The organism is Saccharopolyspora sp. MMCC62 (genome assembly GCF_057736575.1).
In genome coordinates this window covers 303,480-317,023 of the sequence record NZ_JBYKCM010000006.1, presented here as the reverse complement: position 1 = coordinate 317,023, position 13,544 = coordinate 303,480, and the positions used below count along the sequence as shown (strand labels likewise).

The 13,544-nt window shown below is 73.0% G+C and carries 14 protein-coding genes; 12 read left to right on the top strand and 2 right to left on the bottom strand.

The genetic code is table 11. The features are described from left to right. Nucleotides 1-86: 86 nt before the first annotated feature. Nucleotides 87-1,007: an aromatase/cyclase gene (locus tag AC29IT_RS16925; protein ID WP_488219357.1), complete on the top strand. Its 921-nt coding sequence runs from the start codon at nucleotides 87-89 to the stop codon at nucleotides 1,005-1,007. 188 nt (nucleotides 1,008-1,195) lie between these two features. Here the strand turns inward: AC29IT_RS16925 and AC29IT_RS16920 are convergent, their stop codons facing one another. Continuing rightward, nucleotides 1,196-1,630, bottom strand: coding sequence for a nuclear transport factor 2 family protein (locus tag AC29IT_RS16920; protein WP_488219356.1), 435 nt, complete (start codon nucleotides 1,628-1,630; stop codon nucleotides 1,196-1,198). 155 nt (nucleotides 1,631-1,785) lie between these two features. On the opposite strand from AC29IT_RS16920, the gene fabG reads away from it, so the two are divergent. Further along, complete coding sequence (fabG, locus tag AC29IT_RS16915; protein WP_358443037.1) at nucleotides 1,786-2,568, top strand: 3-oxoacyl-ACP reductase FabG; 783 nt, start codon at nucleotides 1,786-1,788, stop codon at nucleotides 2,566-2,568. Nucleotides 2,569-2,652: 84 nt separating this feature from the next. Further along, entirely contained in the window at nucleotides 2,653-3,420 is a 768-nt protein-coding gene (locus AC29IT_RS16910) for an SDR family oxidoreductase (RefSeq protein WP_358443039.1), read from the top strand. Nucleotides 3,421-3,432: 12 nt separating this feature from the next. Here AC29IT_RS16910 and AC29IT_RS16905 read toward each other — a convergent pair whose 3' ends face one another. Next, a complete protein-coding gene (locus AC29IT_RS16905; protein ID WP_488219355.1) occupies nucleotides 3,433-3,882 on the bottom strand; it encodes a hypothetical protein in 450 nt (149 codons plus the stop codon). Here AC29IT_RS16905 and AC29IT_RS16900 point away from each other — a divergent pair. The 9 genes from AC29IT_RS16900 (at nucleotide 3,776) to ilvC (ending at nucleotide 13,533) form a co-directional block, all read left to right on the top strand. Beyond that, the gene (locus AC29IT_RS16900; protein ID WP_488219422.1) at nucleotides 3,776-3,994 is read left to right on the top strand and encodes a GntR family transcriptional regulator; all 219 of its coding nucleotides are present in this window, start codon (nucleotides 3,776-3,778) and stop codon (nucleotides 3,992-3,994) included. The two genes, AC29IT_RS16905 and AC29IT_RS16900, sit on opposite strands and share 107 nt — an antisense overlap. A 33-nt stretch (nucleotides 3,995-4,027) precedes the next feature. Next, complete coding sequence (locus tag AC29IT_RS16895; RefSeq protein ID WP_488219354.1) at nucleotides 4,028-4,795, top strand: SDR family NAD(P)-dependent oxidoreductase; 768 nt, start codon at nucleotides 4,028-4,030, stop codon at nucleotides 4,793-4,795. Then, nucleotides 4,795-5,202 (top strand): RidA family protein, encoded by a 408-nt coding sequence (locus tag AC29IT_RS16890; protein ID WP_488219353.1) that lies wholly within the window; start codon nucleotides 4,795-4,797, stop codon nucleotides 5,200-5,202. The genes AC29IT_RS16895 and AC29IT_RS16890 overlap by 1 nt, the downstream gene beginning before the upstream one ends. Nucleotides 5,203-5,232: 30 nt before the next feature. Then, nucleotides 5,233-6,849, top strand: coding sequence for an AMP-binding protein (locus tag AC29IT_RS16885; protein ID WP_488219352.1), 1,617 nt, complete (start codon nucleotides 5,233-5,235; stop codon nucleotides 6,847-6,849). Nucleotides 6,850-6,859: 10 nt separating this feature from the next. Continuing rightward, on the top strand, nucleotides 6,860-9,235 hold the full coding sequence (locus AC29IT_RS16880) for a bifunctional salicylyl-CoA 5-hydroxylase/oxidoreductase (protein ID WP_488219351.1): 2,376 nt from the start codon (nucleotides 6,860-6,862) through the stop codon (nucleotides 9,233-9,235). Between the two features lie 147 nt (nucleotides 9,236-9,382). After that, a complete protein-coding gene (locus AC29IT_RS16875) occupies nucleotides 9,383-10,339 on the top strand; it encodes an enoyl-CoA hydratase/isomerase family protein (protein WP_488219350.1) in 957 nt (318 codons plus the stop codon). Between the two features lie 11 nt (nucleotides 10,340-10,350). After that, nucleotides 10,351-11,535 carry an acyl-CoA dehydrogenase family protein gene (locus tag AC29IT_RS16870; RefSeq protein ID WP_488219349.1) on the top strand — a complete coding sequence of 395 codons (1,185 nt, stop codon included), beginning with the start codon at nucleotides 10,351-10,353 and terminating at the stop codon, nucleotides 11,533-11,535. Continuing rightward, nucleotides 11,532-12,407, top strand: a complete 876-nt coding sequence (locus tag AC29IT_RS16865) for an acyl-CoA dehydrogenase family protein (protein WP_488219348.1) — start codon at nucleotides 11,532-11,534, stop codon at nucleotides 12,405-12,407. The genes AC29IT_RS16870 and AC29IT_RS16865 overlap by 4 nt, the downstream gene beginning before the upstream one ends. Before the next feature lie 109 nt (nucleotides 12,408-12,516). Beyond that, nucleotides 12,517-13,533, top strand: a complete 1,017-nt coding sequence (gene ilvC, locus AC29IT_RS16860; RefSeq protein WP_488219347.1) for a ketol-acid reductoisomerase — start codon at nucleotides 12,517-12,519, stop codon at nucleotides 13,531-13,533. Nucleotides 13,534-13,544 lie beyond the last annotated feature (11 nt).

Sequence of the window (13,544 nt, the reverse complement as noted above, 5' to 3'; positions counted from 1 at the left end):
GCCCGATCCGGACCCCACCGTTCTTCTAGACCGCACCGCGAACCTGGGGCGCACATCGAATTCCCGTCTTCGCAGAGGAGTCGAGCGTGCGCCCCAAGAACGTTCACGACACCGAGCACACCCGCATCGTCGACGCGCCGCCGCGGGTGCTCTACGAACTGCTCGCGGATGTCACCGCGTGGCCCGCCCTCTTCGGCCCCAGCGTGCACGTGCGGCATCGGGAACGCTCCGAACGCTCGGAACGCTTCGAGATCTGGGCGATGGTGAACGAGAAGGTCGCGAGCTGGACCTCGCGGCGGGAACTCGACCCGGACGAGTTGCGGATCGCGTTCGCGCAGGAACGCAGCAGCGCGCCGGTGCGCACGATGAGCGGTGAGTGGTCGCTGCGAGAGCTGCCCGGAGGCCGGACCGAGGTGTCGTTGCGGCACACCTTCACCGCGGTCGACGACTCGCCGGAAGCGGTGCGGACGATCACCGCCGCGTTGCGCCGGAACAGCCCTCGGGAACTGTCCGACCTGGCGCGGGTCGCCGAACTCGGGCTACCGGTGGCCGACGTCGTGCTGTCGTTCACCGACGACGTGGAACTGCCCGTGCCGGTGGACCGGGCGTACGAGTTCATCGCGCGAGCCGACCGGTGGGCCGAACTGCTGCCGCACGTCCGCAGCGTGCGGTTGGGCGAGGACGAGCCCGGCATCCAGGACCTCCGGATGGAGACCGAGACCGGTGACGGTGCGCGGCACGAGACGCGCTCGGTGCGGGTGTGCGAACCGGCCGAGTGGATCGCGTACAAGCAGCTCCGCCCGCCGATGATGTTGACCGGCCACAGCGGGCTGTGGAGCTTCGAGCCGGTCGCGGCCGGCACGTTGCTGACCTCGCGGCACACGATCGTGCTGGGGCCGGCCGCCGTCGTGGACGGCTCGTCGGCCGCCGAGGCCGGCCGGCGGCTCAGGGTTGCGCTGCGGCGCAACAGCCGTACGACGATGGCGGCCATCGCGGAGCGGCCCTGAGGAGTTCGGCACGAGCCCGTGCTCTCCTGATCATCGCGTTGTCGGCGATGCCGCCGAGCAGCGACCGAGCGTGAGCAGGCCGACCACCGGCGGGTTCGCAGCGGCTTCCTCGCGAGGACGGCGACTTCTCGGCGGCACAGCGGGGAAGCCGCACAGGTCCTGCTACCTGGCCCGCTACGCGCACCCGCTCACTCGAAGCGCAGTCGGTCCTGGCGGACGTGACGCGACTTGTTGAGCAGTCCTCCATCGGTGCGCACCAGCAGGTCGGACACCGTGCAGCTCGGGCCGAGTCGCGGCGCGGTGGCGCCGGGCCGCGTGTCGACCACGTAGGCGTAGAACCGGGCGCCGAGTTCTCCCCTGCCGAGCTCGTCGAGCACGATCATGTCGAACCAGTGCCTGCGGATCATCGGGTCGTCGTCGAAGCGGCGGTGGAAGCGCTGCAACTCGTCGACGATCTGCGCCCGTCCGTGAGCCGTCTGTCCAGGGGTGTGGCTGAACTCCCCGGCGGGGATGAAAGTCGCGGCGAACGCGGCAAAATCGCGCTCATCCATGAACTGCATCTGGCGGGCGTAGAAGTGCTGCACTTCCGCGTAGGTCTCGGCGGTCGGCTGGTCGATCGGCATGGTTTCTCCTCCGGTACGCGGTATCGCGCCGACACTGCCGTCCGCTGATCGCGCCTGGCTCGAATCCGGGACGGGCCGCGCTGGATCGAGGACTGTTCGACCGGTCTTCGAGCGGACCCGGCGACCATCCCGGAAACCGCTCGAAGGGGGAGCCGATGTCACCGAGCCGTCCGATAGCGATCGTCACGGGCGCGACCAGCGGGATGGGCCTGGCCATCACCGAGCACCTGGCCGCCGATGGGTGCCGGGTGTTCCTCTGCGCCCGCGCCGCCGACGAGGTCGCGGCAACCGTCGAGAAGCTTCGCGACGCCGGCCTCGAAGTCGACGGCACCACGTGCGACGTATCGAATCCCGAGCAGGTGCACCGGTTCGTCACCGCGGCGACCGAGCGGTTCGGCGAGATCGACGTGCTCGTGAACAACGCCGGACGCAGCGGCGGCGGCACCACGGCCGAGATCTCCGACGAACTGTGGTTCGACGTGATCGCCACCAACCTGCACAGCGTGTTCTTGATGACGAAGGCGGTGCTCACCACCGGCGGGATGCGCGACAAGACGTGGGGACGGGTCATCAACATCGCCTCCACCGGCGGCAAGCAGGGGGTCGTGCACGCGGCGCCGTACTCCGCCTCGAAGCACGGCGTGGTCGGGTTCAGCAAGGCGCTCGGCTTGGAACTGGCGGCCACCGGGGTCACGGTGAATGCCGTGTGCCCCGGTTTCGTGGAGACGCCGATGGCCGCACGGGTGCGCGAGCACTACGCGGGGATCTGGGGCGTGTCGACCGATGAGGCGTTCGAGCGCATCACCACGAGGGTGCCGATGCGCCGGTACGTCGAACCGGACGAGGTCGCGGCCATGGTCCAGTACCTGGTCAGCGACCGCGCGGCGGCGGTCACCGCACAGGCGTTGAATGTGTGCGGCGGGCTCGGCAACTACTAGTGCTCCGGGAGGTCGTCCCGCAGCGAGGAAGCCGCCGAGGTCCGACCCTGACCCGCCTCGCAGGCCATTCTGAAAGGACTCCCCATGGAATCGGCGGTCGACAACGGCGAGATCGCGCTCATCACCGGCGCCAACAAGGGAATCGGGCGGCAGATCGCGCACCGCTTGGCGCGAGCGGGCATGACGGTGTTCCTCGGTGCCCGGGACGCCGAGCGAGGCGAACGGGCCGCCGCGGAGCTGCGCGAGGACGGCTCCGACGTGCGGTTCGTGCAGTTGGACGTGACCGACCAGGCGCAGGTGAACGCGGCGGCCGAGCACGTCGGCGAGGCGGCCGGGCGGCTCGACGTGCTGGTCAACAATGCCGGAGTCGTGTCGGAGTGGGGCGTACCGGTCACCGGGATCACGGCCGAGCAGATGCGCCGGACCTTCGAGGTGAACGTCTTCGGCGTGGTCGCGGTGACCCAGGCGTGCCTGCCGCTGCTGAGCCGCTCCGCGGCAGGGCGCGTGGTGAACCTGTCCAGCCCGCTCGGTTCGCTGGCGCTCCTCAGCGACTCGCAGAACCCGATCTCCACCCGGGGGCTACTGACCTACAGCTCGTCCAAGGCCGCGTTGAACGCGATCACCCTGGTGTACGCGAACGCGTTGCGGGACAGCGGCATCCGGGTGAACTCGGTCAACCCCGGGCTGGTCGCGACCGATCTGAACGCGCCATCGCCGTTCAGCCGGGGCGTGCTCACTCCGGAGCAGGGCGCCGAAGTCCCCGTCCGGCTGGCGCTGTCCCGCGACAGCGGCCCTACCGGGGAGTTCCGCGGCGACATGTCGGGATCGGCCGACGAGCACATCCCCTGGTGACACCACTGATCGTCACGATCTTTCGATCGTCGCCGTGGCAGCGCTGAGGTTCCGCCACCCGAGCACTACGCGGCAGAAGCAGCGAGGCAGGCAGTCAGAGGCTCCGGCGATGTGGCGCATGCCCTGCTGCAGGATCGTGGTGTGGTTGAACAGCAGCATGGTGGTCGCACCCGCGTCGAGGGCACGTAGAGTCCACAGTGGATCGTTGCTGCCGACGCGGACCAGTGCGGCGATGCCGGCTGCGCCCGCCGCCCGGAGGCGGTGTTCCAGTTCCGAGCTGCCGGCGAGGCCGTGTTCGGTGTCGACGAGGACGAAGTCGAACCCCAGGTGACCGGCCGGCGAACTGCCGGGATACCTGCTCTCCGGGGATCTGACTCCGGGACAGCGCATCCCGCCTGAGCGGGCGCTCGCCGAAGCGCTGAACGTGGGCCGCGCCGGCGCTGAAGAGGACTGGTTGCTCACCTACGTCCGAGACGAGCAAGCGGACCAGCAGCGCGGCCGCATCGTCGTCAACGCCGACGACCGCGAAGGTGGACCGACGGCGATGGATCACTTGCTCCCGACCGGAGACTAGACATGAACTATTGACCAGTTTTACCTTCAAATCATGACCAATCGGCTAGAGCCACGAACCTGCCTCGTCTCGGGGGCGGGGCGCGGGATCGGGGCTGCGGTGGCGCGGCGGCTCGGTGCCGCGGGGAACCGGGTCGCCTTGGCCGCCCGCACCGCCTCGGAGCTGGAGGCGGTCGCCGCCGAGCTGCCGGGGCCGACCCTCACCCTGCCGCTGGACCTGACCTCCCCGGATGCCGCGGAAACCGCGTGCACCGCGGTCGAATCCCGGTGGGGGCACGTCGAGGTCCTGGTGCTCGCGGCCGGAGCCGGGACGTCCGCCCCGTTGGCGTCGACCACTGATGAGCAGTGGGAGCAGATGCTCGCGCTGAACCTGACGGCCCCGTTCCGCCTGCTGCGCCGGGCTACCCCGCCCATGGCCGACGCGGGGTGGGGCCGGGTGGTGTCGATCGCCTCGGTGGCCGCCCGGCGCGGCGAGCGCTACGTCAGCGCCTACTCCGCCAGCAAGCACGGGGTGCTGGGGCTGGTGCGCAGCGCGGCGGCGGAGCTGGCCGGGACGGGCGTCACCGTCAACGCCGTGTGCCCCGGGTACGTGGACACGCCCATGACCGACGCCACGGTGGCCGCGATCAGCGCCCGCACCGGCCGCGACCTCGCGTCTGCCCGAGCGGTCCTGGCCGCCAAGCAACCGATCGGCCGGCTCATCACCGCCGAGGAGGTCGCCGACGTCGTGGCCGTCTGCGTCGCCAGCGGTGCGATCAACGGCCAGGGCATCGTCGTCGACGGCGGCGGGGTGCACTCGTGATGGACCGCGTGAATCCCCCCGAGCTGGCCCGGCCCTCCGGGTTCAGCCACGCCGTCGTCGCCGAGGGCCGGATGGTGCTGCTGGCCGGGCAGACCGGGACCGACGCCGAGGGGCGCATCGCCGACCCCGGTGTCCTCGACCAGTTCGACCGCGCGCTGGCCAACCTGGTGGCGGCGCTGCGCGCCGCGGGCGGCACCCCGGACGACCTCGCCCAACTGACGATCTACCTGGTCGACGTCGAGGCCTACCGGGCCGCAGGCCGCGAACTGGGAGCGGTCTGGCGGCGGCACGTCGGCGCGCACTACCCGGCGACCGCGGCGATCGGGGTGACCCGGTTGTGGGATCGCGCGGCCCTGGTCGAACTGCAAGGCATCGCCGTGCTCGACGCCGAGCCGCGGAACCCCTAGTCACCTGCGAGCGAGGAGGACCTGGCCGTGGTGCCGACGTCGTCCCTCAACCCGTCCGCGCACATCGACACCTTCTGCCGGGACCGGCTGCCCGCCGAGGAGGACTGGCCGGAGCTGCTGTTCGAGCTGCCGGAACTGCACTACCCCGCGCGGCTGAACGCGGGCTCGGAGCTGATCGACGCCACGATCGCGCGGTACGGGCCGGACCGCCCGGCCCTGCTCGCCCCGGAGCCGAACCACGTCTCGTGGACCTACGGCGAGCTGCGGGACCGCGCCACCGGCGTGGCCGCCGCGCTGACCCGGGAGCTCGGCGTCGTGCCGGGGAACCGCGTGGTCCTGCACGGGCCGAACACCCCGTGGCTCGCGGCCGCCTGGCTCGGCGTGCTCAAAGCGGGGGCGGTCGCCGTCACGACGGCGGCGATGCTCCGGCCCGGCGAACTCGCCACCATCGGCGGGCTGACCTGCCCGGCGGTGGCCCTGTGCGACCACCGCTTCGCGGCTGCGCTGGCGTCCGCGGGCATCACCGGGATGCCGATCGTGCCGTTCGGCGGTGACGGCCCCGACGACCTCGCGGTGCGCGCGGCCCGGCAGGGCCCGTTCGACGACGTGCCGACCTCGGCCGACGACGTCGCGCTGCTGGCCTGCACGTCCGGCACGACCGGCGAGCCGAAGGTCACGATGCACTTCCACCGCGACCTGCTCGCGATCGCGGACACCTTCGCCCGCCACGTCGTGGCGCTCCGCCCGGACGACCTGGTGACCGGGACGCCGCCGTACGCCTTCACGTTCGGGCTGGGCGGGCTGCTGGTCTTCCCGCTCCGGGCCGGTGCCGCGGCGCTGCTGCTCGAACGCGCCACGTCCGAGGAGCTCGCCGAGCACGTGGCCGCGCACCGCGCCACGGCGCTGTTCACCGCCCCCACCGCCTACCGCGCGCTCGCCGGCGACGGCCGGCCCGAGCGGCTGGCGAGCCTGCGCCGCTGCGTGTCGGCCGGTGAGCCGCTGCCCGCGTCGGTGTGGCACGGCTTCCACGCGGCCACCGGGATCCGCCTCATCGACGGGATCGGATCGACCGAGATGCTGCACGTGTTCATCTCGGCCGCCGACGCGGACAGCAGGCCCGGGACCACCGGCCGGGCGGTTCCCGGGTACCGGGTCGACGTCGTCGACGACCTCGGCCGCAGCGTGCCCGACGGCGTGCCGGGTCATCTCGTGGTGCGGGGGCCGACCGGCTGCCGCTACCTCGGCGGGCGCAGGCAGCGGGAGTACGTCGTGCACGGCTGGAACCGCACCGGCGACATCTACGTCCGCGATGCCGACGGCCGGTACCGGTTCCAGGCCCGTTCCGACGACATGATCATCACCGCCGGGTACAACGTGGCCGGGCCGGAGGTGGAGCAGGCGCTCCAGCAGCACCCCTCGGTCGCCGACTGCGCGGTCGTCGGCGCCCCGGACGCGGAACGCGGCCACGTCGTCACCGCCCACGTCGTGCTCCGGCCGGGGGACACGGCCACCGCAGCCGAGCTGCAGGCGTTCGTGAAGAACCTGATCGCCCCGTACAAGTACCCCCGCCGCATCCACTTCGTCGACGCGCTGCCGCGCAGCAGCACCGGGAAGCTGCAGCGGTCCGCGCTCCGCGAGGCGGTCTGAGGTGGCGGGCATGCGGATCGCGATCGCGGGCGGCGGCCCGGGCGGCCTCTACCTGGCCGCCCTGCTGGCGCAGCTCGGCCCGCACGACATCACGGTGTGGGAGCAGAACGCCGCGGACGACACGTTCGGCTTCGGCGTCGTGCTCTCCGACGAGACCCTCGGCGGGATCGAGCAGGCGGATCCGGCCGTGTTCGCCGCCATGTCGGAGCGGATGGCGCGCTGGGACGACATCGACGTGCACCACCGGGGGACCGTGTCCACGTCGGGCGGGCACGGGTTCGCCGCGATCGGCCGCCGGGAGCTGCTGGGGGTGCTCCAGCGCCGCTGCGCGGAGCTCGGGATCACCGTGCACTACCGCACCCGGTGCCCGGACGTCGCGGTGCTGCAGGCCGAGCACGACCTGGTGGTCGCGGCCGACGGGGTGAACTCGGCGGTCCGGGCGGCGCGCGCCGGGGACTTCGGCGCGCGCATCGCCACCGGGCGCAGCCGGTACATGTGGCTCGGCACCGACCGGGTCTTCCCCGCGTTCACCTTCGACGTCGCGGAGACCCCCTGCGGTGTCGTGCAGCTGCACGGCTACCCCTACTCGGACCGCGCCTCGACGATCGTGGCGGAGACCTCGGAACCGGTCTGGCAGCGCCTCTTCCACGACCGCTGCGCCCGCGATCCGGAGCCCGGCGAGAGCGACCTGGCGTCGATCGAGCTCGTCGGGGAGCTGTTCGCGGACCTGCTCGGCGGCGCAGCGCTGCTGGCGAACGCCTCGCGCTGGTCGCGGTTCCGGACCCTGCGCACCGACCGCTGGCGCGCGGGCAACCTGGTGTTGCTCGGCGACGCCGCGCACACCGCGCACTTCTCCATCGGGTCGGGCACGAAGCTGGCGATGGAGGACGCGCTCGCGCTGGCGGCGTGCCTGCACGAGCAACCGGACGTCGGGACCGCGCTCGCCGCGTACGAGGCGGAGCGGCGGCCCGTGGTCGCCTCCACCCAGCGCGCGGCGGCGGCGAGCCAGGCCTGGTTCGAGGACATCGACCGCTACGTCGGCCAGGACCGGGAGCAGTTCGCGTTCAACCTGCTCACCCGCAGCCGCCGCGTCACCCACGACAACCTGCGCACGCGGGACGCGGCCTTCATCGAGAGCGCCGAGCGCTGGTTCTGCGGCGCCGGAGCCGATCCCGTCCCGCCGATGTTCACTCCGGTCCGGATCGGTGGTCTCGCGCTGCCGAACCGGGTCGTCGTCTCGGCGATGGACGTCTACTCGGCCCGCGACGGGGTGCCGTCGGACTTCCACCTCGTGCACCTGGGTGGCAAGGCGCTCGGCGGTGCGGGACTGGTGATGACCGAGATGGTGTGCGTCTCGCCGACCGGGCGGATCACGCCGGGGTGCACCGGCCTGTGGAACGCCGAGCAGGAGGCCGCGTGGCGCCGGGTGGTCGACTTCGTCCACTCCTCGACCCGAGCCCGGATCGGTGTCCAATTGGGACACTCGGGGCGCAAGGGCTCCACCCGGTTGATGTGGGAGGGGATCGACGAGCCGCTCGACACCGGCGGGTGGCCGGTGGTGGGGCCGTCGGCGATCCCGTACTCCGCGGCGAACGCGGTGCCGCACGAGCTGACGACGGATGAGCTGCGCGGCATCCGGGACGAGTTCGCCGCCTCCGCCCGCGCCGCCGCCCGCTGCGGGTTCGACCTGCTGGAGCTGCACGTCGCGCACGGCTACCTGCTGTCGTCGTTCGTCTCCCCGCTGTCGAACCGGCGCACCGACCGCTACGGCGGCGACCTGGCCGGGCGGTTGCGCTACCCGCTGGAGGTCTTCGACGCCGTCCGCGAGGCGTGGCCGGCGGAGCGGCCGATGTCGGTGCGGATCTCGGCGACGGACTGGTATCCGGGCGGCGTCGACGCGGACGCCTCGGTCGAGATCGCCCGCGCGTTCGCCGAGCGCGGTGCCGACGCCATCGACGTGTCGACCGGCCAGGTGGTGCGCGAGGAGACCCCCGAGTTCGGCCGGAGCTACCAGACCCCGTTCGCCGACCGGATCCGCAACTCCGTCGGCCGGCCGCACGGCGGGCCCGCGGTGATCGCGGTGGGGGCGATCTCCAGCTGGGACGACGTCAACTCGATCCTGCTGGCCGGGCGCGCCGACCTGTGCGCCCTGGGCAGACCGCACCTGCACGACCCGCACTGGACGCTGCACGCCGCAGCGGAGCAGGACTACGCGGGTCCCGCCGCGGTGTGGCCGGACCCGTTCGCGGCGGGTTCGCGGCCGCCGCGGACGGGGCGCACCGACGGGCCGCCTCCGCGGCTGGACCTCGTCCGGCACGGCCCGGTCCGCACCCGCCACGCCAGGTGGAACCCCACCGGATCCCCGCACGGGCCCGGCGCGGGATGACGGACGCCCCGGGAGAGCGGCCGGATCACGCGACCGGACCAGTCAAACGGCTTGCCGACGCGCTTATCGTGAATACAATTGAACACTGATATCGACATTTTTTGGTCACACGCTCACAACTGTCCGGTCTGGCCGAGGGGTTGCTAGATGGCGCGCGTACCGCAGCAGGATCGACCCGCCGAGGCGAGCACGATCACCTACACCCGGCGCGAGGGGCAGGCGATCATCGCGATCGACCGCCCGAAAGCCCTCAACAGCCTCAACTTCCTCGCCTTCCAGGAGATCCAGGACGCGCTGCGGGTGGCCGAGCGGGACGACTCGGTGGCGGTCATCGTGATCACCGGCGCCGGGAGCAAGGCGTTCTGCGCGGGTGCCGACCTGCACGAGCACTGGGAGCTGTGCCGCCGCCCGCGCGACTACGTCCCGTGGGTGCGCGAGTTCATCGCCATGCAGACGTCCATCGTCCGCTGCAGCAAGCCGACGATCGCCCGGCTCAACGGACTGGTGGTCGGGGCCGGGAACGAGCTCGCCCTCGCCTGCGACCTCGCGATCGCCTGCGACGAGGTCGTGATCCGGGAGGTGGGCCCCCTCGTCGGCAGCGTCTCCGGCATCGGCGTCACGCAGTGGCTGCCGCTGATGATCGGCGACCGGCGCGCCCGCGAGGTCGTCCTGCTCTCCGAAGACCTCCCGGCCGAGACGGCGCGGGACTGGGGATTGATCAACAAGGTCGTGCCCGCCGCGGAGCTGGACGCCGCCGTCGACGCCGCGGCGCGGCGGCTCACCGACACCTTCCCGGAGTCGCTCCGGTTCACCCGCGCCCTGGTCAACCAGGCCAAGGAGGCGGCGTGGGCCGCGAGCGCGGCGCTCGCGGGCGAATGGCTGGCGATCCACAGCGGCTCCGTCGAGACCCGCCGGGGCATGGGGTCGTTCCTCGACAAGCGCCCCGCAGACCGCACGGGGCTGCGGGAGCGCGCGGCCCGGGACGAGTCGCCGGAGTTCCCGCACGGCCCGCCGGTGGGATCGTGCCCCGGCTGCGGAACCGCGGACCTGCCCGCGACGTTCCGGTGGTGCGGGGCGTGCGGCGCGGAACTGGCCGCGAGGTGAGGGCGGCGACGATGGGCCACACCGCCGACGAGGGACTCACCTCGGTGCTGATCGACGACGCCGTCCGCGCGGAGTTCCGGGGACGGCTGCGCGCATGGCTGCCGGAGAACCTGCCCCGCACCCCGGAACCGGACGGCGTCGAGGACCGGTTCTGGTGGCGCCACGCCTGGCACCGGACGCTGCACCGCGGTGGGTGGATCGGGGTCGACCTGCCCGCCGAACTCGGCGGGCGCGGGCTCGACGCGCTGCACCGGGCCGTCCTGATCGACGAGCTGACCGCGGCCGACGCCCCGCCGATCGCGAACTGGGTCGGGGTCGAGCTCGTGGCACCCACGCTGGTGGCCTGCGGCAGCGCGGAGCAGCGGGCCGAGCACGTTCCCGCGATCCTGGACGGCGGATCCGTGTGGTGCCAGGCCTTCTCGGAGCCGGAAGCCGGTTCGGACCTGGCCGCGGTGACCACCCGGGCCACGCCGGACGGCGACGGTTTCGTGCTGCGCGGGCGCAAGCGCTGGAGCAGCTGGTCGCGGTTCGCCGACCAGGTGCTGGTGCTGGCCCGCACCGGCAGCACCGAGGCCCGGCACAAGGCCCTCTCGTGCTTCATCGTGCCGCTCGCGCGCCCCGGGGTGAGCGTGCGGCCCGTCCCGATGCTCTACGGCGACGCCGAGGAATCCGACATCGTGCTCGACGACGTCCGCGTCGGAGCGGACGCCCTGGTCGGGGAGCTCGACCGCGGCTGGTCCGTGCTGATGACGAGCCTGTCCCTGGCCAGGGGGCTCTCCACCCTGACGCGGGTCGGCGCGCTGCGCCGAGCGCTGGCCCGCCTGATCTCCGAACGCATCGAGGCCTGCGGATCGGCCGCGGACCTGCCACCGACCGAGGTGATGGCCTTGACCGACTTCCACGCCAGGGCCGAGGCCCTGCGCGGCCTCGCCTACCGGAAGGTGGCCGACCTGGCGGCCGACGGGGTGCCGGGCCCGGTCGCCTCGACCGAGAAGCTGCTCTGGGGCGAGCTGTCCCGGCAGGTCGCCGAGCACGCGGTGCTGCTGGGCGGGCTCGACGCGCTGGCGCCCTCCGGCGGGATGGCCACCGGGTGGTTGCTGGAGCTCTACCGGGGCATCGGCAACGCCATCGAGGGCGGCACCAGCGAGATCCAGCGGACCACGATCGCCCGCCACGTCCTGGGACTTCCCGCATGAGGGCGGAACGCACCACGACATCGTCCGAAGTGGACAATCCAGGGGCATCCGATGTGGACCGCGATGTGCTGACCGAACTCGCGCTCGGCTGCCTCTCCGCGGAATGCGAGGGGACGGCGGGATGGCCCGCCGGGGCGGCCGTCACGGGCTGGATCCGGGCGCGGCTCGCCCCGGACTCCCCGCCCGGCACCGTCGTCGCCGGGTCCGGCGGGCGGTTCGACGTCGTCGCGGTCTCCCCGCCGGACGTGCTGCTCGAACGCCGGGAACCCGGCGCCGAATGGGTGCTGCGCCCGACCGGATCCGCCGAGGGCACCGAGCTCACCGATCCCGCGGTGCGCCGGTGGCGGGGCACCGCGGAACCGGACGCACCCGCCGTGCCGGTCCGCCTGCCCGCGGACGTGGCCGAGCGGCTCGCGGTCGTCGAGGACATCGCCGTGGCCGCCGCCCTGGTGGGGGTCGCGGACCGCGCGCTCGGCCTCGCCGCCGCGTACGCCCGGGAGCGCACCCAGTTCGGGCGCCCGATCGCGTCCTTCCAGTCGGTCGCCCACCAGCTGGCCGACATGTACTGCGCCGTCGAGCTGGCCCGATCCGGGGTGCTGCTCGCGGCGGCCACCGGCACCGCGACCGACGCGCGGCTGTCGCGCGGGCTCGCGGCCACGACCGCGCCCGACGTCGCGATCTCCGCGGTGCACCTGCACGGCGCGATCGGGCTGACCGGCGAGGCCGCGGTGCACGGCCCGCTGCGCCGGGCGCTCGTCCTGCGCGCGCTGTCCCCGCACCCCGACCACCTCCTCGACGCGCTGCGCGGCGACCTGCAGGACCTCGCCGACCGCAGCCGCCCGACGACCTCGATCCCGGAGGTCCCGGCGTGATGGCCGAATTCGCGGGCCACCGGCCCGCCCTCCCCCGTCCGGACGCGACCCGCGCGCGCCGGGAACACCTGCCCCGCACGACGTCGAACCCCCCGAGGACGGTGGCGCGATGACCCGGCCGACGAACGACGCGGCGACCGTGCACTACGCGGACGAGGAGCGCGTTCCCCTGCTGCCCGACCGCCGCGTCGCGGTGCTGGGCTACGGCTCGCAGGGCCGCGCGCACGCGCACAACCTCCGCGACTCCGGGATCGCGGTGCAGGTCGGGCTGCGGCCGGATTCGGCGTCGGTGGCCACCGCCCGCGACGAGGGCTTCACCGTGACCGACACCGCATCGGCGGCCCGGTGGGCGGACGTGATCGTCGTGCTGGTGCCGGACACCCTGGCACCCGCGGTGTTCACCGAATCGGTGCGGCCGAACCTGGACCCCGGCGACGCGCTCGTGTTCGCCCACGGGTTCGCCGTGCACCACGGCCTGATCACCGCACCGGGCGAGGTCGACGTGGTGATGGTGGCCCCGAAGGCGCCCGGCCGGGACGTGCGGGAGAGCTTCGAGCGCGGCCGCGGCTGCCCGGCGCTGGTCGCCGTGGCGCAGGACGCCACCGGCTCGGGGTTCTCCCTCGCCCTGGACTACGCCGACGCGCTGGGCGCGACCCGGGCCGGAGCGCTGGAGACGACCTTCGCCGAGGAGACCGAGACCGACCTGTTCGGCGAGCAGGCGGTGCTGGTCGGCGGCGTCACCGAGCTGATCAAGACCGCCTTCGAGGTGCTGGTCGACGCCGGGTACCAACCGGAATCGGCGTACTTCGAATGCCTGCACGAGCTCAAGCTGACCGTCGACCTGATCCAGCGGCACGGCCTGGCCGCCATGACCGACCACATCTCCGACACCGCGGAGTACGGCGGGTACAGCCGGGGGCCGCGGGTGATCGACGCGCACGTCCGCTCCTCGATGGAGGCCGTGCTCGCCGACATCAGGTCCGGCGGGTTCGCCGCGGAGTGGGTGGCCGAGGACCAGGGCGGTCGCCCGCACTTCCGGACGGCGCGGTCCACCGCCGGGGCGCACGCGATCGAGGCGGTGGGAGCACCGCTGCGCCGGATGACCGGCGGCTCGGCCACCTCCTGAGCCGCTCGACG

What these genes read in the sequence shown, in the direction of transcription:
- AC29IT_RS16910 (WP_358443039.1), top strand. Translation starts at nt 2,653, where the DNA reads ATGGAATCGGCGGTCGACAACGGCGAGATCGCGCTCATCACCGGCGCC.
- fabG (WP_358443037.1), top strand. Translation starts at nt 1,786, where the DNA reads ATGTCACCGAGCCGTCCGATAGCGATCGTCACGGGCGCGACCAGCGGG.
- ilvC (WP_488219347.1), top strand. Translation starts at nt 12,517, where the DNA reads ATGACCCGGCCGACGAACGACGCGGCGACCGTGCACTACGCGGACGAG.
- AC29IT_RS16875 (WP_488219350.1), top strand. Translation starts at nt 9,383, where the DNA reads ATGGCGCGCGTACCGCAGCAGGATCGACCCGCCGAGGCGAGCACGATC.
- AC29IT_RS16880 (WP_488219351.1), top strand. Translation starts at nt 6,860, where the DNA reads ATGCGGATCGCGATCGCGGGCGGCGGCCCGGGCGGCCTCTACCTGGCC.
- AC29IT_RS16920 (WP_488219356.1), bottom strand. Translation starts at nt 1,630, where the DNA reads ATGCCGATCGACCAGCCGACCGCCGAGACCTACGCGGAAGTGCAGCAC.
- AC29IT_RS16865 (WP_488219348.1), top strand. Translation starts at nt 11,532, where the DNA reads ATGAGGGCGGAACGCACCACGACATCGTCCGAAGTGGACAATCCAGGG.
- AC29IT_RS16895 (WP_488219354.1), top strand. Translation starts at nt 4,028, where the DNA reads ATGACCAATCGGCTAGAGCCACGAACCTGCCTCGTCTCGGGGGCGGGG.
- AC29IT_RS16870 (WP_488219349.1), top strand. Translation starts at nt 10,351, where the DNA reads ATGGGCCACACCGCCGACGAGGGACTCACCTCGGTGCTGATCGACGAC.
- AC29IT_RS16890 (WP_488219353.1), top strand. Translation starts at nt 4,795, where the DNA reads ATGGACCGCGTGAATCCCCCCGAGCTGGCCCGGCCCTCCGGGTTCAGC.